The organism is Janthinobacterium breve (genome assembly GCF_051380895.1).
In the GTDB taxonomy this organism is placed as follows: domain Bacteria; phylum Pseudomonadota; class Gammaproteobacteria; order Burkholderiales; family Burkholderiaceae_D; genus Janthinobacterium.
In genome coordinates this window covers 398,789-417,631 of record NZ_JBNYXY010000002.1, presented here as the reverse complement: position 1 = coordinate 417,631, position 18,843 = coordinate 398,789, and the positions used below count along the sequence as shown (strand labels likewise).

The following is an 18,843-nucleotide window of genomic DNA, read 5'->3' as shown; positions in this document are numbered from 1 at the left end:
AAAAATCGGGCGCGCATGGATGGTTGTAGACGATCGCGGGCCGCACGGTGGCCCGCCATATCAAACATTGTTCAGATAGTCAGGAGGCCAGCGTCAGGCGCCCAGCCACGGCAAGCCCGCCTTGCACCAGCCGCCGATCTGCTTGCGGTGGCCGTCCGCATCCTTGTCGCCTTCGAAGCCTTCGAGGATGTCGAAGCAGTTGATATAGCCGTGCTCGGTGGCCAGCTTGGCGGCATGGCGCGAACGCACGCCGGAGCGGCACAGGAATAGCAGCACCTCATCCTTGCCAGCCTGGGCGGCCAGTTGTTGCATAAAATCGGGATTCGGCACGCCGCCCGGATACGTGGCCCACTGCACCGCGCCATGCTGGGTATCGGCGATGTCGACCCGGCCAACCCAGTCGCGCTCGGCATTCGTGCGCACATCGATGAGCTTGACGGCAGCATCGTGCTGCAGCAGCGCATGCGCTTCCTGCGGCGTGACAGCGCCGGCATACGGCGTACCTTCATTGGCCCGGCTGCGGGCGGTGGTCAGGATGTCGGCGGCGGTAGTCATGGCGTCCTCGATGAAAGTGGAAAGGTGTGTACGATTATAGTGCGCCGTTCGCGCCCCGCAAACGGGAAGTCACGATGCACGGTGCATGCACCACAACAAGGCATTTTTCAGGAATCCCCACAAAATGCACGATAATAGTGCGTTATTCGTTTTTTGCACTTGCATAGTGCATTCTTGATGTGGCGCAAACGCGCGTGAAAATCGCGGGCAGGAAAACTTTCACTGGGATGGCAGTAATTTTGCTGCCGGCACCAGGGTGCTCCTGGAGCTGGCATGGAATCTGCTATGATCCCTATGAGTTTTGGTGGCACGCAATGTTTGCTTCGCTTCATCAGCCCAGACGCATTAAGGTCGGCTCACCCCACATTCATTTAGGAGATACGCATGGCAATGACAGCCGCAGAAGTCTTGAAGATGGTAGAAGAAAACGAAGTCAAATTCGTTGATTTCCGCTTTGCCGATACCCGTGGTAAAGAGCAGCACGTGACGGTTCCCGTGTCGCACTTCGACATGGATAAATTCGAATCGGGCCACGCCTTTGACGGTTCTTCGATCGCTGGCTGGAAAGGCATTGAAGCGTCCGACATGATCTTGCTGCCGGATCCAAACACGGCCAATATCGACCCGTTCATGGAAGAAACGACCCTGTTCATGCAGTGCGACGTGATCGAACCGTCGGACGGCAAGGGCTACGACCGCGACCCGCGCTCGATCGCGAAACGCGCCGAAGCCTACCTGAAATCGTCGGGCATGGGCGACACCGCCTACTTCGGCCCTGAGCCGGAATTCTTCATCTTCGACAGCGTGCGCTGGAAGATCGACATGTCGGGCTGCTTCGTAAAGATCGGTTCGGACGAAGGTTCGTGGTCGACCGGCAAGGACATCGAAGGCGGCAACAGCGGCCACCGTCCTACCGTCAAGGGCGGCTACTTCCCCGTGCCGCCAGTGGACAGCTTCCAGGACATGCGTTCGGAAATGTGCCTGATTCTGGAATCGCTGGGCATCCCGGTTGAGGTACATCATCACGAAGTCGCTGGCGCAGGCCAGAATGAAATCGGCACCCGCTTCTCGACCCTGGTTGAGCGCGCCGACTGGACGCAAAACCTGAAATACGTGGTGTGGAACGTGGCGCACAGCTATGGCAAGACCGCTACCTTTATGCCGAAACCTATCGTTGGCGACAACGGTTCGGGCATGCACGTGCATCAATCCGTATGGAAAGATGGCAAAAATCTGTTCGCTGGCGACGGCTATGCCGGCCTGTCCGATTTCGCCCTGTACTACATCGGCGGCATCATCAAGCATGCCAAGGCACTGAACGCGATCACCAACCCGGGCACCAACTCGTACAAGCGTCTGGTACCAGGCTACGAAGCCCCAGTGAAACTGGCGTACTCGGCGAAAAACCGTTCCGCCTCGATCCGTATCCCGCACGTGGCCAATCCAAAAGGCCGCCGCGTCGAAGCGCGCTTCCCGGATCCACTGGCGAACCCGTACCTGTGCTTCGCCGCACTGCTGATGGCTGGCCTGGACGGCGTTGCCAACAAGATCCATCCGGGCGAAGCCGCCTCAAAAGATCTGTACCATCTGCCGCCAGAAGAAGACGCACTGATCCCTACCGTGTGCGCTTCGCTGGAAGAAGCACTCGATGCGCTGGACAAGGACCGCGAGTTCCTGACCCGTGGCGGCGTGTTCAGCGATTCCATGATCGACGCGTACCTGGAACTGAAAATGCAGGACGTGCAGCGCATGCGCATGACCACGCATCCTGCCGAGTTCGACATGTACTACTCGCTGTAATGGCGCCATGCCGGCAACTTGCCGGTAGTGAATAAAAAACGCGGGTGAGGCGATGGTCTTGCCCGCGTTTTTTTATGCAGTACGCCAAGGCGGTGAGAGTGCGGTGTTGTATAGTCGGCCCAGGAACGATGCGGCATGTGCCGACAGGAGTGAAGATTGACCAAGCATTACAGAATGGCGCTGATGGCAGGATTGCTGGGCGCGGCAGCGCAGGCGCACGGGCAGCTGTATGTCTGCGCCGATGCGCAGGGACACAAGACGTACACGGACAAACGCGCCGGCGTGCATTGCCAGCTGCTCGATTTGCCCGGCGCCATGACGGAGCCGCCACGCAAGACGGCGCCGCTGGCCGGCGCGCGGCCCGCCACGCAGGCGGTGGTCACGGCGGCGCCTGCCGCCGGCGCGTTTCCCAAGGTCGATGGCGCCGAGCAACGGGCGCGCGACCTGGACCGGCGCCAGATCTTGCAGGACGAATTGCGCAGCGAAGAGCAGAAACTGGCGGCGCAGCGCCTGGAATTTAACGCCGGACAACCTGAACGTCAGGGCAACGAGCGCAACTATGCGAAATATCAGGAGCGGGTGGCGCAGTTGAAGGACAACATTGGCCGGACACAGCAGAACGTCGAAGCCCTGAAACGCGAGATCGCCAATATCCGATGACGAGACCATGACAATAGACAACCATTCCAGTCGCCCCGCCCACCTGGCCGGCCTTGATTTGCTGGCTTCGGCCGTGATCCTGCTCGACGGCGACGGCCGCATCAGCTATGCCAATGCGGCGGCGGAAAACCTGCTGGAAAGCTCGCTGAAAGCCCTGTCGCGGCAAAAGCTGACGGCGCTGTTCTTGAATCCCGAGGAGCTGGCCGGCATCTGCGCGCAGGCGCTCGAACATAAATTTTCCGACTTGCGCCAGGACCTGAGCCTGGAGCGCCTGGGGCGCGACCCGTTGCGCGTGCACAGCATCGTCAGCGCGCTCGATGCGCCGCGCGACGGCGTGCTGATCGAACTGCGCGAAAACGTGCAGCAGTTAAAACTCGACCGCGAGGAGCGCATCCTCGACCAGAGCCAGGTCAACAAGGAACTGATCCGCAACCTGGCGCATGAAATCAAGAACCCGCTGGGCGGCATCCGCGGCGCGGCCCAGCTGCTGGAGCTGGAATTGCCAGCCCTGCACCTGAGCGAACTGCGTGAATACACGCAAGTCATCATCAAGGAAGCGGACCGCTTGCAAACCCTGGTCGACCGCCTGCTGGCGCCGCACCGCCGCCCGCATATCGTGGGCGACGTGAATATCCACGAAGTGTGCGAGCGCGTGCGCAGCCTGATCCTGGCGGAGTTTCCCAACGGCCTGACCATTTCGCGCGATTACGACGCCTCGATCCCCGAGTTTCGCGGCGACAAGGAACAATTGATACAAACCGTGCTCAACATTGCGCACAACGCGGCGCAAGCCCTGGCCGAGCGCATCGAGGCGGGCGATGCGGAGCTGATTTTCAAGACGCGCGTGGCGCGCCAGGTGACCCTGGCCAAGGTCCGTTACGGCCTGGCATTAGACTTGCATATCATTGACAATGGACCGGGCATCGCACCCCAGATCCGCGACCGGATTTTCTACCCGCTGGTGTCGGGCAGGGAAGGCGGCAGCGGTTTGGGACTGACCTTGGCGCAAACCTTCGTGCAACAGCACCTGGGCGTGATCGAGTGCGAAAGCCGGCCTGGATACACCGATTTCAGGATCGTTCTACCCTTGCCATAAGCGAGGAGGTATCCCACCCATGAAATCCATTGCGGGACGCACACACTAATGAAGCCAATCTGGATAGTTGACGACGACGAATCAATCCGCTGGGTGCTGGAAAAAGCCCTGGCGCGGGAAAATCTCGCCACCAAGAGTTTTGCCAATGCGCGCGACGCCATCGCCGCACTGGAATTTGACACGCCGCAAGTGCTCGTGTCCGATATCCGCATGCCGGGCGCGTCCGGCCTGGAACTGTTGCAGACGGTCAAGTCGCGTTTTCCCGGCTTGCCTGTCATCATCATCACGGCCTTTTCCGACCTTGACTCGGCCGTCGCGGCCTTCCAGGGCGGCGCCTTCGAATACCTGGCCAAGCCCTTCGACATCGACAAGGCTGTCGAGCTGATCCGCCGCGCGCTGGAAGAAAGCCTGCGCGAGACCAGCGTTGAATCGGGCCCGTCGGAAACGCCGGAAATCCTTGGCCAGGCGCCGGCCATGCAGGAAGTGTTCCGCGCCATCGGCCGCCTGTCGCAATCGAACGTGACGGTGCTCATCACGGGCGAATCCGGTTCCGGCAAGGAACTGGTGGCGCGCGCGCTGCACAAGCACAGTCCGCGCGCGGCGCAGCCCTTCATTGCCCTGAATACGGCGGCGATCCCCAAGGATTTGCTGGAATCGGAATTGTTTGGCCATGAACGGGGGGCATTTACGGGGGCGCAAACGACGCGCCGGGGCCGCTTCGAGCAGGCCGAGAACGGCACCCTGTTTCTCGATGAAATCGGCGACATGCCGTTCGACCTGCAGACGCGCTTGCTGCGCGTGCTGTCCGACGGCCATTTCTATCGCGTCGGCGGGCACCAGCCCATGAAGGCGAACGTGCGCGTCATTACCGCCACGCACCAGAACCTCGAGCAGCGCGTGCGCGACGGCCTGTTCCGCGAAGACTTGTATCACCGCCTGAATGTGATCCGCTTGCGCCTGCCCAGTTTGAGGGAGCGGCGCGAGGATATCCCCATCCTGGTGCGCCACTTCCTGGTGCAAAGCGCGCGCCAGCTGGGCGTGGAAGCCAAGCGCATGAGCGAACCGACGATGCACTTTCTCAGCAGCCTGGATTTGCCCGGCAATGTGCGCCAGCTGGAAAACCTGTGCAACTGGATCACCGTGATGGCGCCAGGCCAGACGGTGGAAATCAAGGACTTGCCGCTGGAATTGACGCAAGGGCAGGGTGATGGTGCCGCCACTGCGGCGGCGGGCGAGGCTGCACCGGCGGCCGTTGCCCATCCGCATGGCGGCCAGGTCTTCGAAGCTGCCGCGCCCGCCAACGGCGCGCCGCCCGGCTGGATCGGCTTGCTGGAATTGCAAGCGGCCGGCATGCTGGGTGCCGGGCAGCAGGAAGTCATGGCCGTGCTGGGGCGGCAATTCGAGTCGGCCCTGATCAAGACGGCGCTCAAGCATACGCACGGACGCAAGAACGATGCCGCCGTGCGCCTGGGCATCGGCCGCAACACCATCACCCGCAAGATCTCTGAACTGGGCATCGACGGCGCCAAGGACGATTGATTCCCCTCCGGACGGGGTTCCGCCCCGTCCGCTTCCCCTTCCGGCGTCCCTTGCACGCCACAACACCCACAACAATGACAGGCGATAAGGTAAGCTGGCGCCTGTCGGACTGTTTCGTCCGGTGTTAACTTTTATTGTGGAACTGTATGCTGATTAACTGCGTGGCCTACCAGGATGGCAAAAAACTGGCCGACTTGCCGATTGACGATATCAGCGATTACGTCGAACGCCCCGATTGCTTCGTCTGGGTGGCCCTGCTCGACGCTACGCCGGACGAGCTGAAACAGATGCAGCACGAGTTTTGCCTGCATGAACTGGCCGTCGAGGATGCGCAGCGGGGCCACCAGCGTCCGAAGATCGAGGAATATGGCGATTCCCTGTTTGCCGTGGTGAAAACCGTGGAAATGGTCGAAAACGAACTGGTGCTGGGTGAAGTCGACATTTTTGTTGGCGCCAATTATGTGCTCTCGTCGCGCAGCAACAGCTCGCAAGGTTTCCTCGGCGTGCGCGCGCGCGCCGAGCGCGAACCGCACTTGCTGCGCCAGGGTTCGGCCTTCGTGCTGTACGCGCTGATGGATGCCGTCGTCGACCGTTACTTTCCCGTGCTCGACGCGCTGGAATCGGAGCTGGAATTGATCGAGGACCGCATCTTCGACCGTGGCACCGAGCGCGACAATATCGAACGGCTGTATCAGCTGAAACGCAAGGTCATGGTCTTGCGCCACGTGGTGGCGCCCCTGATGGAAGCGGTAGGCAAGCTGCACGGCGGGCGCGTACCGCCGCTGTGCCACGATACCCAGGAGTATTTCCGCGACGTGCACGATCATCTGGCGCGCATCAACGGCACGCTCGACACCATCCGCGACACCATCAGCACGGCCATCCAGGTGAACTTGTCGATGGTGGCCATCGATGAGAGCGAAGTGAACAAGCAGTTGGCAGCCTGGGCGGCTATTTTCGCCGTGTTCACGGCGTTTGCCGGCGTGTGGGGCATGAACTTCAAGTTCATGCCGGAGCTGGACTGGCAATACGGCTATCCTGTGGCCGTGGGACTGATGAGTTGTGTCTGCGGTTATATGTATTACTTGTTCAAGCGTTCCGGCTGGCTATAAAAAATTCCTGTACATCTGTATTATTAAACAATAGTCAGGGGTACAATCGCGGCAGGTCCGCTCGGGCGGGCCATGGCTGAGGGTTGCCACGCCGGCAGGTTGGCTGGCGCTTCCAGTGCTGCGCAGGAGCATTCATGAGTATTCCGTTGTTTGATGTGAATTCGCAAGAACCCCTGTTCGATCCCGAGCAGCGGCGCACCCTGGCGGAAGCGGCCCTGCGCTCGATTACGGCCTCGACGGCGCACGCCCGTGGCGACGACTTCCTGCGCATCCTCGTCAAGGACCTGGCCGAAGCGCTCGACGTGCACTATGTGATCGCCGGGCGCCTGGTGCACATGGACGATGGCAGCGAAGGCATCCGCACGCTGGCCCTGTGGGGCGGCGACGACTACCAGCCGAATATCGAATACAGCCTGCAGCACACGCCGTGCCAGGACGTGACCTGCCAGAGCATGTGTTTTCATGGCAGCGACATTCAGCGTCGCTTTCCATTCGATAGCCTCCTGGTCGACATGCAGGCGGAAAGCTATGTCGGCATGCCGTTGATCGATACCGAAGGCAAGACCCTGGGCATCCTGTCGGCTATCGACACGCGTCCCATCGATGAAAACAAGCGCTTGCTGGCCTTGTTGCTGCTGTCGATCTTCTCGGCCCGCGGCGCGGCCGAGCTGCAGCACCAGGAGCGCACGCAGCAGCTGGAAGAAATCGTGCGCGTGCGTACCGAATCGCTGCTGGCGGCGCAGGCCGACCTGATCGAGCAGGAACAGATGGCGGCCCTCGGTTCGCTGGTGGCGGGTGTGTCGCATGAAGTCAACACGCCCATCGGCGTGGCGCTGACGGCGGCGTCGAGCATGGGTAGTTATGCCGACCAGCTGGTGCAGCTGCTGGGCGGTGCCAAGGTCAGCCGTGCCGAACTGGTCGACATTGCCGAATCCCTGAAAGGCGCGGCCGCCTTGATCGAACGCAACCTGGCGCGCGCCGCCGACCTGATCGGCAATTTCAAGCAACTGGCCGTGGATCAGGTCAGCGAATACGTGGCCGACCTGGCGCTGCACGACTATGTGCACGGCCTGGTGTCGGCGCACAGTCCCGAACTGCGCAAGGCGGCGCTGGGCGTGGAACTCGATATCGCGCCCGATTGCCAGGTGCGCCTGGCGGCCGGAAAATTGTCGCAAATCCTCTCGAACCTGCTGATGAACAGCGCCCGCCACGGCTATCCGCAAGGCGGACCAGGACGCATCACGATACGCGCACGCATCGAGGCGGACGAGGATGATGCGGCCTTGCAATGGCTGCTGCTGGAGTTTTCCGACGATGGCATCGGCCTGGCGCCAGCCGTGCGCGAACATATGTTTGAACCGTTTTTCACCACCAAGCGGGGCCAGGGCGGCTCCGGCCTGGGCATGCACATCGTCTACACCATCGTGCAGCAACTGGGTGGCAAGGTGTGCGCCATCGATGGCACTCCCGGCTGCCATATACAGATCAGGCTGCCGCTGGCCAGCTGACGGCAGGACGAAAAAAAAACGCCTGGATTGCTCCAGGCGTTGTTACTTGTGGCCTTGATTTTTACTGGAACTTGTAACCAGCGGTCACGTAGACGAAGCGGCCGCGTGGATCGTACTGGTTGATGTCATAGCCCGCCTGGAACTGATTGGTGACGGCTGTACCAATAGGTTCAGGTTGCTTGTTGAACATGTTCTTCACGCCCAGTGCCAGGGTGAGGTTCTTGATGCCGCGGTACGCGACGTTGGCGTCGTAGATCGATTCGGCACCGATGAACACTTTGTTGTCGTTCAGGTCATGCCCCACCTGATAGCCGGTGCGGTAGTTTTGCACCAGAGTGGTGGACCATGGGCCGTTGCTCCAGGTGGCTGCCAGCTGGTGTTTCCAGCGTAGCACCACGCCGCCGTTTTGCGCGCCGATTACGGGGGTGCCGTCACCATCGACGATGGTGCCCACCTTGTGCGACACCTGGCCGCCCGGGCTGGTCTGGTCGAAGGTATCCATATAGGTACCGTTAAGGTTTGCTTCCAGCTTGCCGAAGCTGAAATTATCCTTCCAGTTGGCGAACAGGTCGATACCTTGCACGTTGGCATCACCCGTGTTGGCCAGGGTCTGCTGGATGCTGACGATGTCGGTACCACGTAGTGTCACCAGGCCTGCGTAGGCCGGATCGCCCGCGCGGAAGCGCGAAACCACTTCCTGCGCCGATGGCGTGGCCAGGATGTCGCGGATGTTGATGTTGAAGAAGTCAAGACCAATACTGGCGGTGTTCGTTGCCTGCCATACCGCGCCGACCGAGTACTGCTTCGACTTCTCCGGTTTCAGGTTCGGGTTGCCGCCGGTTAACGAGTTCACCTGCAGGCCCGTTTGTTTGGTGCCAGGATCGTTGAACTGTTCCGATGTGCCCAGCGTTTGCGGGGTCCACAGATCCACCAGCGATGGTGCGCGGAAGCCTGTACCGTAGGAACCGCGCAGTGCCAGTTGCTGCACCGGACGCCATTTGAAGCTGCCTTTCCAATTGGCGGTGTTGCCGACGTCGTTGTACTTGTCGTCGCGGGCGGTCAGGTTGACTTCCAGCGTTTTCAGCACCGGTATATTCAGTTCGCCGTAAAGCGAGTTGACAGTGCGGCTGCGGTCGATGGGGACCACCGAGCCACCGAGGCCAGAGATGTCGCCCGACTGGTAGGCCGCGCTGGGATCGGTCACGTATTTCTCTTTGCGCGACTGCAGGCCTACGGCGTACTGCGGCGTGATACCGGCGATGGTCCAGAAATCGCCCGTGACCTTGCCGTCGAACGCATCGCTGGTCGATTTGGCGTTCAGGAAATTGCCGGTGAAGGCAGCAGTCTGCAGCTGGGTGGCGAGGGCGCCCGTCTGCACGCCGCCGTCCGCCCATGGATTCCAGTTGCTGCCATTGATGACCTTGGCGTAGCCCACTTGCGAGAAGTAGCCAGTGGTTACGGCGCTCTCCAGCTTTGATTCGTTATGGCTGAGAGCAACTTCGTAGTCGCCGAAGCTCAGCGTCCCCTTGGCGCCGACCACTACGCGCGATTGCTCGGCGGTATCAACGTTCTGGCGTGGGCCAAAGTCGAACACGCGCGAGGTGATGGCCAGCGGCTTGCCGATCAGCGAGGTGAACCCCTGGCTGGTCAGGTACGGTACGGCGATCGACTGGTACACGGGGTTGGATGGCATGAGCAGCAGGGCCGGGTCAACGCCTTGTTGCTGAAACAGACCGTCGGTCTGGAAAAAGTCGGCGCGCGCCGGTGACGGCTGGTAAGTCTGGGTAACCTTGCTTTTCGAATACAGCAAGTCGGCGAACAGCTGATGATTGTCATTCAGCTGGTAGCTCAGGTTGCCGGTCAGGTTGTGCAGTTCACGGTCCGGGGTCAGGCCCACGTCCGGGCCACTGTCGTAGGCGCAGTACGGGCTGCCTTTGGCGCCGACCGCGATGGTGCTCATCTTGATGGAGCTGCATTTGTTGCCGACGGCTAGCGGATTTCCATAACCGGAACCGCCGTTGCTGAAGCCGTCATCTGGACCCACTCCCGGCGTGAATGATCCCTGAATATTGCCCTGGCCCGTTGCGGTCGAGTTGTAATAAGGCAGGCGGGTGGCGGAAGCGGCGTAGGAGCGGTCCCGGCCGAATAGCGCCTTTTCCTTCTCGTAGGAGCCGGATATCACCGCGCTCAATTTGTCGGTATTGTAGCCGCCGGTGATCGAGGCCTTTGCGTTCTGGCCGCCACCGCTGGTGGTCGGCGAGCCATACCCGCCGGTGACTTCGATGCCATCGACGCGCTTGGACAGGATGAAGTTGACCACGCCGGCGACGGCATCGCTACCATACACGCCTGACGCGCCATCCTTCAGCACTTCGATGCGTTCGATGGCTGCCAGCGGAATGGCATTGACGTTGACGGAGGCGCCGTCGCTGCCGGCGAAAGCTGCCAGGCGGCGGCCGTTCACCAGCACCAGGGTGCGGGTCGAACCCAGGCCGCGCAGCGAGATTGACGACAGGCCTCCGGTCGAGGTGCCGGCGCCGGTCGCGTTGGTCGTGCCACCGGCCGAGGAGAAGGCCGAGATCGATTGCATCAGTTCTTCGGTGCTGGTGGCGCCGGTACGGGCGATATCAGCTTTGGTGACGACTTGGACTGGCAGGGAGGTTTCAGCATCGACGCGCTTCACCGACGAGCCGGTGATTTCCACGCGTTGTATGGGAGCGTTGTCCTGGGCAAATGCAGGCTGGATCAACAGACCGGCACTGACCATCAAGGTACTGCTTGAAAACATCAGACGCAATGAGCGCGATAACGCATTTTCTATCATCATTTCTGTTAACTCCTGAAGGATATAGTTGGTATAAATACAAATTTCCTCATTAACATACAGCTGAAATCCTTTGTGATCGACAACGAGAATTCAGTTTCTTCATGAGATCATTGGTCACTTTGCTTGTCAAACTTCGCGACTTCCAGTCGATGAAGAAAAATGCGGAAGATGACCTCATGGAAAGAAAAAGGGCATCGTTGCGTAACATTTCACATGAGTTTGTAACAAAAATGTCCAATTTTACAATTTGGTAGGATTGATATTTTTGTCAATTATTTTGCTGAAGGGAAACGCGCATCATTCGGCGTCGGATGAGCACGGCCAGAGGAAAGGTGAAATGAGCATTGAGACAATAGGGAAAAAGCACCTATTTTTCTCTTGTTTGTAACAATTCAGACACAACTGGAAAGGTGATGTGAAAATGAAACACCCAGCAAGAAGCAAGGTGTCTATATTGTAATGAAAGGGAGGGGCGTCGCAAGATTGCTACTTCTTGTCTGCCAGGAACGCGCGGATGGCCATGCGCGTCTGCCGTCCCGTCGCCGGATCCATGGCCTGGATGCGTGCAGCCTCCAGCCAGGCCGAATGGCTGGCCAGATAGCGCTATGTTGACGGTTTTCAGGCAGGGGAAGGCCACGGCAGCGCATTGCGCGCGGCCGTGGGAAAAGGATCAGGCAGCGCTCATCGACAGGGCCACCGCCTCGGCTACCTTGATGCCGTCGACGGCCGCCGACAGGATGCCGCCTGCATAGCCGGCGCCTTCGCCGGCGGGGAACAGGCCGCGCGTGTTCAGGCTTTGCAAGTCGTCGTCGCGGCGCTTGATGCGGATCGGCGACGAGGTGCGCGTTTCTACGCCCGTCAGCACGGCGTCGGCCTTGTAATAGCCCTTGATCTGCTTGTTGAATGCAGGAAACGCTTCACGCAGGGCCGTGATCGCGTACTCGGGCAGCGATGGCGCCAGATCCGTCAGGTGCACGGCCGGCTTGTACGAGGGCACCACGCTGCCAAATTCCGTCGAGGCGCGGCCAGCCACGAAGTCGCCCACCAGCTGGCCAGGGGCATCGTAGTTGCTGCCGCCCAGGGCGAACGCGCGTTCTTCCAGCTCGCGCTGCAGGGCGATGCCGGCCAGCGGGTCGCCCGGATAGTCGGCTGGCGTGATGCCGACCACGATGGCGCTGTTGGCGTTGCGCTCGTTGCGCGAGTACTGGCTCATGCCGTTCGTCACCAGGCGGCCCGGTTCGGAGGCGGCGGCCACCACCGTGCCGCCCGGGCACATGCAGAAGCTGTAGACGGAGCGGCCGTTGCTGGCGTGGTGCACCAGCTTGTAGTCGGCCGCACCCAGAATCGGGTGGCCGGCGCTGGGGCCGAAGCGGCAACTGTCGATCAAGGATTGCGGGTGTTCCACTCGGAAACCGATCGAGAAGGGCTTGGCTTCGATGTACACGCCGCGGCGGTGCAGCATCTCGAAGGTGTCGCGCGCGCTGTGGCCGATGGCCAGTACCACATGATTGCTGGCGATGGTGTCGCCATTCTCCAGCACCACGCCGCGCACCTGGCCGCCGTCGGCACCCGGCACGATGTCGAGATCGATCACTTTGCTGCTGAAGCGGTATTCGCCGCCCAGCTGCTCGATATTGGCGCGCATTTCTTCCACCATCTTGACCAGGCGGAAGGTGCCGATGTGCGGCTTGCTCACATACATGATTTCCTCGGGCGCGCCGGCCTTGACGAATTCCGTCAATACCTTGCGGCCATAGTGCTTGGGATCCTTGATCTGGCTGTATAGCTTGCCGTCCGAGAAAGTGCCGGCACCGCCTTCGCCAAACTGCACGTTCGATTCCGGGTTCAGTTCGCGCTTGCGCCAGAAACCGAAGGTGTCGACCGTGCGTTCGCGCACCTGCTTGCCCCGTTCCAGGATGAGGGGGCGCAAACCCATCTGTGCCAGGATCAGCGCCACGAACAGGCCGCAGGGGCCCGTGCCGATGACGATGGGGCGCGGTTGCGTGCTGTGGCCGGCCAGCTGTTCGCCGCCGGCGACGAATTTGTAGTCGGTGTCGGGCGCGGGCATCAGGTGCACATCGTGCTGCAGGCGCGCCAGCACGGCCGCTTCATTCTTGACGTCAACATGCAGTGAGTAAATCAACACCACGGCGCTGCGCTTGCGCGCGTCATAGCTGCGTTTGAAGACGGTAAAGCCGAGCAAATCGGCGGCTGCGATGCCCAGGCGCGCCAGGATGGCGGCGGGCAGGGCCGCTTCGTCGTGTTCGAGGGGGAGTTTTACTTCGTTGAGTCGCAACATGGTGTTTATCCGAAAAGTGCTGGGCTCCGTATCTAGCGGAGAGTGGGCAGCCGCGTGGCGCGGCGCAAGGCGGCATTTTACTCCTTCTAGCAGGCAATGCATTACCTGTGGTCCCCGCCGGGAAGCTGCTGCGCGCCGGATTATTTAAAATCACAATGTTAAATTCACATCGCTACAAATGTAACTGCCAGCGCTGTTCCCGGCCGGTGGGCTCGGGTAGGCCGGCGGTGGGGAACGGATGGGTGCGGGAAATGTTGTCCTGGCGCACGCAGCAGGGGCGCTACGGCAGCGTACAGCATGTTGTTGCTGCGAAAAAACAACATTACATCGCGCGCGCGGCCGGCGCCATGATGGCGATGCACACCGGCTTTGCCAATCTTCCATTTGCTGCGTTTGCACAATCATCATTGAACAGGAAATACAGCCTTTCTTTCCAAGTGTTAAGAAAGGTAAGAAGAGTAATTCAAGGTAAATTTGTAACAGTGTTTTGTAAATATATCACGATTTTTTTGCTGCATTGCAATATAAATATCATTGCAGCAAAAATGGGCGGCAGCGCACTAATTTCGACGGTTTTCGCACTATTTCCGAATAAGCTATGGCGTAAAACAGGATTATGGAAATTAAGATGTTGCTTTAAAGTTATGTCGACCGCCTAATAAATTGACATCGCTCTGTGCCATATGGTTCCATGTAATGGCTGCGTCACATTTGTAACGTTTTGACACATTTACTGGGAAAACCTTTACCCAGGGGTTTCCTTACAAAAATTCAGGCACATGCCCAGAAGGAGTTTTTTACATGAAGTTACGTATCAAACCAATGCCAGTTGCGATCTTGCAAGTCTTTGCAAGTGGCGCACTTTCCGTTGCAGCTATTTCCCCGGCAATGGCTCAACAAGCCGCCGCCAGCGAACCTGTGCAGCGCGTGATGGTGACCGGTTCGCTGATCAGCCGTACCGATACCGAAACCGCGGCACCAGTTCAGGTAATCACTGCAGCTGAAATCCAGCGCAGCGGTAAAACCTCGGTTGCCGAGCTGCTGCAGGATCTGGCCTCCAACGGTGCCGGCACGCTCGGTACAGGCTTCTCCGGCGCATTCGCCAACGGCGCATCGGGCGTTTCGCTGCGCGGCCTGACCGTAGGTTCGACCCTGGTGCTGATCGACGGCCACCGCATGTCGCCTTACGCGATCGGTGACGATTCGCAACGCTCCTTCGTTGACGTCTCAAACATTCCATTCGATGCCATCGACAGCATCGAAGTGCTGAAAAGCGGTGCTTCCTCGCTGTACGGCTCGGACGCGGTCGCTGGCGTGGTCAACATCAAACTGAAGAAAAACTTCTCGGGCACCCGCTTTTCGGCTGACAGCGGTACCACGGAACATGGCGGCGGCACGACCAACCGCGCATCGTTGAGCACCGGCTTCGGTGATCTCGACACCGATGGCTACAACGTTTTCGCTACCGCCGAATGGCGTCGCCAAGGCGCGATCAAGGTAGACGACCGCAAGCAGTACGCCTGGGACCAGCTGGACTGGCGCCCACGCGGCGGCCAGAACCTGACTTTCGGTGTGCCAACCGCCCGTAACGGCTTCCTGACTGCCGCCAATTCGCCATTCCTGTACAACCCTTCGGGTGCAGGCGGTGCGCAAAATGCGGCCAACTTCGTCTTCCTGGATCCGAAATGTAATTACACTGCATACCGCGCCGGCGGTTGCGCTGTGGAAGACAAGTATGCATTCATCCAGCCTGAAACCGAGAACAAGAACTTGCTGGTCGGCTTTACCAAAAAGCTGCCGCAAGACTGGGAAATGTCGGTCAAGGCTTCGATCTTCCAGCGTGATAACCTGAACAATCGCGGCTTGCCAGCAGCCTACTCGCCGACCTCGTTCGCAGGTACCAACGTCAATAACAATGGTGTGCTGACCCCGGGTTTCGGCGCCATGCCTAGCACCTCGTTTGCTCCTGGTGCAGCTGTCGGCGCCAACGTGAATAACCCGTTCGCCAACAATGCACGCCTGTATGGCTACATTCCTGGACTGGATGGCAACTCGCAACAGAGCAACACCGCGACCACCACCCGTCTGGCGATCGACCTGACTGGTGCTGCGATGGGCTGGGACCTGCAACTGGCAGGCGGCTTGACCAAGTCCAAGGCAGAAGTCGATTACAGTGGTTTTGTTGACCGTGCCGCCTTGTACAGCCTGCTGCGCTCCGGTACGTGGAATGCACTGGGCGGTAACTCGCAACAGCTGATCGACCAAGTGTCGCCACGCTTCTCGAACACGCTGGTATCGAAGCTGAACTACATTGATGCGGTCGGTTCGCGCGAATTGATGCCGCAACTGGGTGCAGGCCCGCTGAAACTGGCAGTCGGCGTCCACTGGCACAAACGTACTTGGGATGCGCCACCGTCGCCACTGACCCTGAACGGTCAGGTTGGTTCGACGTCGGCCTTCGTGTTTGGTGAAGAGACCAACAAGGCAATCTTCGCCGAACTGGCAGCAGTTCCTGTGAAAAATGTCGAGTTCAATCTGTCGAGTCGTTATGATAGTTTTGATAATAATAACTCGTTCACCCCGGCAGCAACGCTGAAATGGACGCCGATCAAGGAAGTCGCATTGCGCGGTACCTTCGCTCGTGGTTTCCGCTCGCCTAACCCTGCAGAGACAGGCAATTCGGGTTCTTTCTTCCTGTACCACGGTATCAACGATCCTATCCTGTGCGCCAACGGCCAGCAGTACACGGCTGGCAACGTACCTAGCTCTTGCAACATTCAGCCTACGTACGTACAACGTCCGAACAAGGATCTGTCGCCAGAGAAATCGAAATCGTTCACCCTGGGTGCCGTGCTCCAGCCATTCAAGGGCTTGAACGCGACCATCGACTATTACAACATCGAAGTGCGTAACCAGATCGTGACCGCCGCCGGCAACGATCCTAGCTACCGCGAGACGTTTGTGCGTGGCGCAGCCGTGCCGATCGACATCGCTACTGGCGTAGGTACGGGCGTTGCCCAGGGTACCCCATCGGTTGGTCCTATCCTGTTCGCAGAATCGGCCTACATCAACGGTGGCTCGACCAAGACCTCCGGCGTGGAAACCGATATCGGCTACCGTTGGAACCTGTCTGAAAACGGCATCATCCGTGCCAACCTGAGCTATGCCCACACCATCAGCTACGAGCAAACCGTTGCTGGCGTGACTTACCAGCTGGCTGGCACCCAAGGCCCGACGGTGGTTTCCGGTGCAACCGGTTCGCCGAAAGACCGTGCGCAGCTGAGCCTGGGTTGGACCCGTGGTCCGCTGGACGTGAATGCCACGCTGAATTACACCAGCAGCTTCTCGGCACTGGACCCATCGGTGGGCGCTACCGATTGCTCCAAAGCATCGGCGGTCATCACCAGCCGTCCTTACTACCAGAACCTTACGCAGCCTGATCAGTATTGCCACGTGCCATCGTTCACGACGACCAATCTGAACATCCAGTACAAGGTCAGCCCGAACCTGACGTTGAAAGGTTCGATCCTGAATCTGTTCGACCGTCAGCCACCGTTTGACCTGAGCACCTACGGCAATGCCACTGTACAGACTACGTACAACGCGTCGCTGCACCAGGCGGGCGCTGTTGGCCGCTTCCTGAGCCTGGGTCTGGCATACACGTTCTAATATAGCAAGGTGAGCAAGGCGGCAGCGATGCCGCCCTGCTCTTCGAAAGGGCTGGATGACTGAAGAGTCATCCAGCCCTTTTTTTTGCTGTGTCACCATCAGGTGTGGCAACGCGCTAAAGGTTGCCTTCAAGAATGCCTTGCGCACGGGATCCGATGCCAGCAGCGAATGTGCGTAGTCGAGCCACAAGATCTTGTGGCGCAAGCGGCCCGGCAGCGTGTCGGGGAGCGCATGGAAGGTGCGCCTGCGGGGCACGTAACGGTAGCGCTGCAGGGCGTGTGCATGAGCATGCAGGTGCTAGTGTTTCGAGTGGCAGGCGCGATAGTGCAAGCGTACTAGCGTAGCGCTTTCAAGCAGCGCTACGGTCGCGTCTTGTTGCACCTTGCCACGCAGCAGGGGCCGAGGAAGATTCCTGGAATTCCCCTGGTTGCCGGAGACCGAGCCTATACCAGCTGTTGCCGCCAGACACCGGCCAAGATCGCCGGCGCTACCGGTACGAAAAATGCTGTGCCATCTTGAAAATTACCAGGTTGCGTAGCCAGCGCAGAGCCAGGAGGCCGCACGCAAACAACGCATCAGGACGCCATTTACCGGTAGCCTGACGCAGGTTCCAGGCGTAGCGGCACCCTATTGCAGCGCACCATACCGGTGCGCTTGCCCATCGTTTCGCAGGCTGGATCGCGCAGTCAATGTGACCGGCCGAACTGGTCGACAATTATCGAAGTCAGCCTGTCTTGCCAGTTTTAAAATATTGCTCGTTCGTATGCTGAATATGTTACATGGCAGGGCATTTTATCCACGGCGGTTCGCTTGCCTATTAGCCAACCTAAAGAGATCGATAAGAAATTGAGAATAGGGATGTATAGGCAATTGCTCTATTTTTCTATTGAGTTGAATGGACAAGATGGTATTGCAGAGACTTCTGCGGGATGGCCAAGGCGTCTAGGACGCCAAGAGGATGGCGTCGAGGTGTGGCAGGACAGCGTCGGCTGAAGCCGTCATCGCCGCGCGCATGCCCGGATGGCATGGCATGCTATTGCCAGCTATAAAATATATATGCGTCGGAATTATGCTGCTCTAGAACTGGCGCACGGCATCAGTGCGGAGTTTTTCGATGACTGTCGCAGTCATATTGCCGATTTTTTCTTGTTATTTCTGGATTGGATATTTTTGATGCCGCCAAGTTTATTTATTTTATTCGGGAATAGGCCGAGATGAGTGTTTATGTTTGGTATTCGGTTTTCAATGATGAATATAAAACTTTTTTACCTTGTCATTTTATTGGGTGGCGATTTTTTAAAACATCTATTCAAGAGGGGATATTCTTTTAAAATACAATTATTCAATGTAGTTTAAAATTCAATCTTTCGGTAATTTAATTTTACAAAACGTTGTCAATTTACAACAGTCCGCATGTCTTTGCGAGGGCGTGAAAATGCCATTTCAAGGGCTACGTGCGATGCAGCATGCCCGCAGCTTGCAATGTTATACCGGCAAGGCGCACGCCATAATGCACGGGATCAAAGTACATTTTTCACATATTCTTATTCTCTTTTTCTGCACTGCATCAAAATGGTGCGGTGCTGCACCATTTTCGCTGGTTTGTTCAATATTTCTCAGCTTATTTAAATTGTTGTTTGTTTGCATCATATTTCCCCCCTGTGTTGACAGTGAACAATCGCCTATGGTTTTATGTATCGCTTAGACAAGTAGATTCTTCCTATTTGTCTGAGACCTGCCATATCAGTGGTGGGGGAGTGTCAAATCATCAAAAAATA

Annotated in this window: 12 protein-coding genes and 1 pseudogene; 8 read left to right on the top strand and 5 right to left on the bottom strand. The window is 58.7% G+C overall.

What is annotated here, in order from left to right; all coding sequences use genetic code 11:
• Positions 1-93 precede the first annotated feature (93 nt).
• Complete coding sequence (locus tag ACQ4W0_RS04660) at positions 94-555, bottom strand: rhodanese-like domain-containing protein (RefSeq protein ID WP_436575703.1); 462 nt, start codon at positions 553-555, stop codon at positions 94-96.
• Positions 556-939: 384 nt separating this feature from the next.
• Here ACQ4W0_RS04660 and glnA point away from each other — a divergent pair, with 384 nt between their 5' ends.
• The 6 genes from glnA to ACQ4W0_RS04630 all read left to right on the top strand — a co-directional run bounded on the left by glnA (position 940) and on the right by ACQ4W0_RS04630 (position 8,270).
• Positions 940-2,355, top strand: coding sequence for a type I glutamate--ammonia ligase (gene glnA / locus ACQ4W0_RS04655; RefSeq protein ID WP_225243482.1), 1,416 nt, complete (start codon positions 940-942; stop codon positions 2,353-2,355).
• A 183-nt stretch (positions 2,356-2,538) separates the two neighbouring features.
• The gene (locus tag ACQ4W0_RS04650) at positions 2,539-3,015 is read left to right on the top strand and encodes a DUF4124 domain-containing protein (protein ID WP_436575835.1); all 477 of its coding nucleotides are present in this window, start codon (positions 2,539-2,541) and stop codon (positions 3,013-3,015) included.
• Positions 3,016-3,022: 7 nt separating this feature from the next.
• The gene (gene glnL, locus ACQ4W0_RS04645) at positions 3,023-4,111 is read left to right on the top strand and encodes a nitrogen regulation protein NR(II) (protein ID WP_436575702.1); all 1,089 of its coding nucleotides are present in this window, start codon (positions 3,023-3,025) and stop codon (positions 4,109-4,111) included.
• Between the two features lie 48 nt (positions 4,112-4,159).
• The gene (gene ntrC, locus ACQ4W0_RS04640) at positions 4,160-5,650 is read left to right on the top strand and encodes a nitrogen regulation protein NR(I) (protein ID WP_436575701.1); all 1,491 of its coding nucleotides are present in this window, start codon (positions 4,160-4,162) and stop codon (positions 5,648-5,650) included.
• Between the two features lie 146 nt (positions 5,651-5,796).
• Positions 5,797-6,762 (top strand): magnesium/cobalt transporter CorA, encoded by a 966-nt coding sequence (corA, locus tag ACQ4W0_RS04635; RefSeq protein ID WP_086146847.1) that lies wholly within the window; start codon positions 5,797-5,799, stop codon positions 6,760-6,762.
• 134 nt (positions 6,763-6,896) lie between these two features.
• Positions 6,897-8,270, top strand: a complete 1,374-nt coding sequence (locus tag ACQ4W0_RS04630) for an ATP-binding protein (RefSeq protein ID WP_436575700.1) — start codon at positions 6,897-6,899, stop codon at positions 8,268-8,270.
• 61 nt (positions 8,271-8,331) lie between these two features.
• Here the strand turns inward: ACQ4W0_RS04630 and ACQ4W0_RS04625 are convergent, their stop codons facing one another.
• Entirely contained in the window at positions 8,332-11,097 is a 2,766-nt protein-coding gene (locus tag ACQ4W0_RS04625; protein ID WP_436575699.1) for a TonB-dependent receptor, read from the bottom strand.
• Between the two features lie 670 nt (positions 11,098-11,767).
• Positions 11,768-13,396, bottom strand: a complete 1,629-nt coding sequence (locus ACQ4W0_RS04620) for an NAD(P)/FAD-dependent oxidoreductase (protein ID WP_436575698.1) — start codon at positions 13,394-13,396, stop codon at positions 11,768-11,770.
• A gap of 251 nt (positions 13,397-13,647) precedes the next feature.
• Between ACQ4W0_RS04620 and ACQ4W0_RS04615 the strand changes: the two genes are divergently transcribed.
• Both ACQ4W0_RS04615 and ACQ4W0_RS04610 read left to right on the top strand, forming a co-directional pair.
• Positions 13,648-14,055 (top strand): hypothetical protein, encoded by a 408-nt coding sequence (locus ACQ4W0_RS04615; protein WP_436575697.1) that lies wholly within the window; start codon positions 13,648-13,650, stop codon positions 14,053-14,055.
• 142 nt (positions 14,056-14,197) lie between these two features.
• The gene (locus ACQ4W0_RS04610) at positions 14,198-17,065 is read left to right on the top strand and encodes a TonB-dependent receptor (RefSeq protein WP_436575696.1); all 2,868 of its coding nucleotides are present in this window, start codon (positions 14,198-14,200) and stop codon (positions 17,063-17,065) included.
• Positions 17,066-17,200: 135 nt separating this feature from the next.
• Here the strand turns inward: ACQ4W0_RS04610 and ACQ4W0_RS04605 are convergent.
• Positions 17,201-17,461: pseudogene (locus tag ACQ4W0_RS04605) on the bottom strand (IS1595 family transposase); the annotation flags it as partial.
• A 1,089-nt stretch (positions 17,462-18,550) separates the two neighbouring features.
• On the bottom strand, positions 18,551-18,715 hold the full coding sequence (locus tag ACQ4W0_RS04600; RefSeq protein WP_436575695.1) for a hypothetical protein: 165 nt from the start codon (positions 18,713-18,715) through the stop codon (positions 18,551-18,553).
• Between the last annotated feature and the right edge of the window lie 128 nt (positions 18,716-18,843).

Excerpts from the sequence above, each read along its gene's own strand:
- ACQ4W0_RS04660 (WP_436575703.1), bottom strand. The coding sequence starts at position 555 with ATGACTACCGCCGCCGACATCCTGACCACCGCCCGCAGCCGGGCCAAT.
- glnA (WP_225243482.1), top strand. The coding sequence starts at position 940 with ATGGCAATGACAGCCGCAGAAGTCTTGAAGATGGTAGAAGAAAACGAA.
- ACQ4W0_RS04620 (WP_436575698.1), bottom strand. The coding sequence starts at position 13,396 with ATGTTGCGACTCAACGAAGTAAAACTCCCCCTCGAACACGACGAAGCG.
- corA (WP_086146847.1), top strand. The coding sequence starts at position 5,797 with ATGCTGATTAACTGCGTGGCCTACCAGGATGGCAAAAAACTGGCCGAC.
- ACQ4W0_RS04650 (WP_436575835.1), top strand. The coding sequence starts at position 2,539 with ATGGCAGGATTGCTGGGCGCGGCAGCGCAGGCGCACGGGCAGCTGTAT.
- ACQ4W0_RS04625 (WP_436575699.1), bottom strand. The coding sequence starts at position 11,097 with ATGATGATAGAAAATGCGTTATCGCGCTCATTGCGTCTGATGTTTTCA.
- ntrC (WP_436575701.1), top strand. The coding sequence starts at position 4,160 with ATGAAGCCAATCTGGATAGTTGACGACGACGAATCAATCCGCTGGGTG.
- glnL (WP_436575702.1), top strand. The coding sequence starts at position 3,023 with ATGACAATAGACAACCATTCCAGTCGCCCCGCCCACCTGGCCGGCCTT.
- ACQ4W0_RS04630 (WP_436575700.1), top strand. The coding sequence starts at position 6,897 with ATGAGTATTCCGTTGTTTGATGTGAATTCGCAAGAACCCCTGTTCGAT.
- ACQ4W0_RS04610 (WP_436575696.1), top strand. The coding sequence starts at position 14,198 with ATGAAGTTACGTATCAAACCAATGCCAGTTGCGATCTTGCAAGTCTTT.
- ACQ4W0_RS04600 (WP_436575695.1), bottom strand. The coding sequence starts at position 18,715 with ATGATGCAAACAAACAACAATTTAAATAAGCTGAGAAATATTGAACAA.
- ACQ4W0_RS04615 (WP_436575697.1), top strand. The coding sequence starts at position 13,648 with ATGTTGTCCTGGCGCACGCAGCAGGGGCGCTACGGCAGCGTACAGCAT.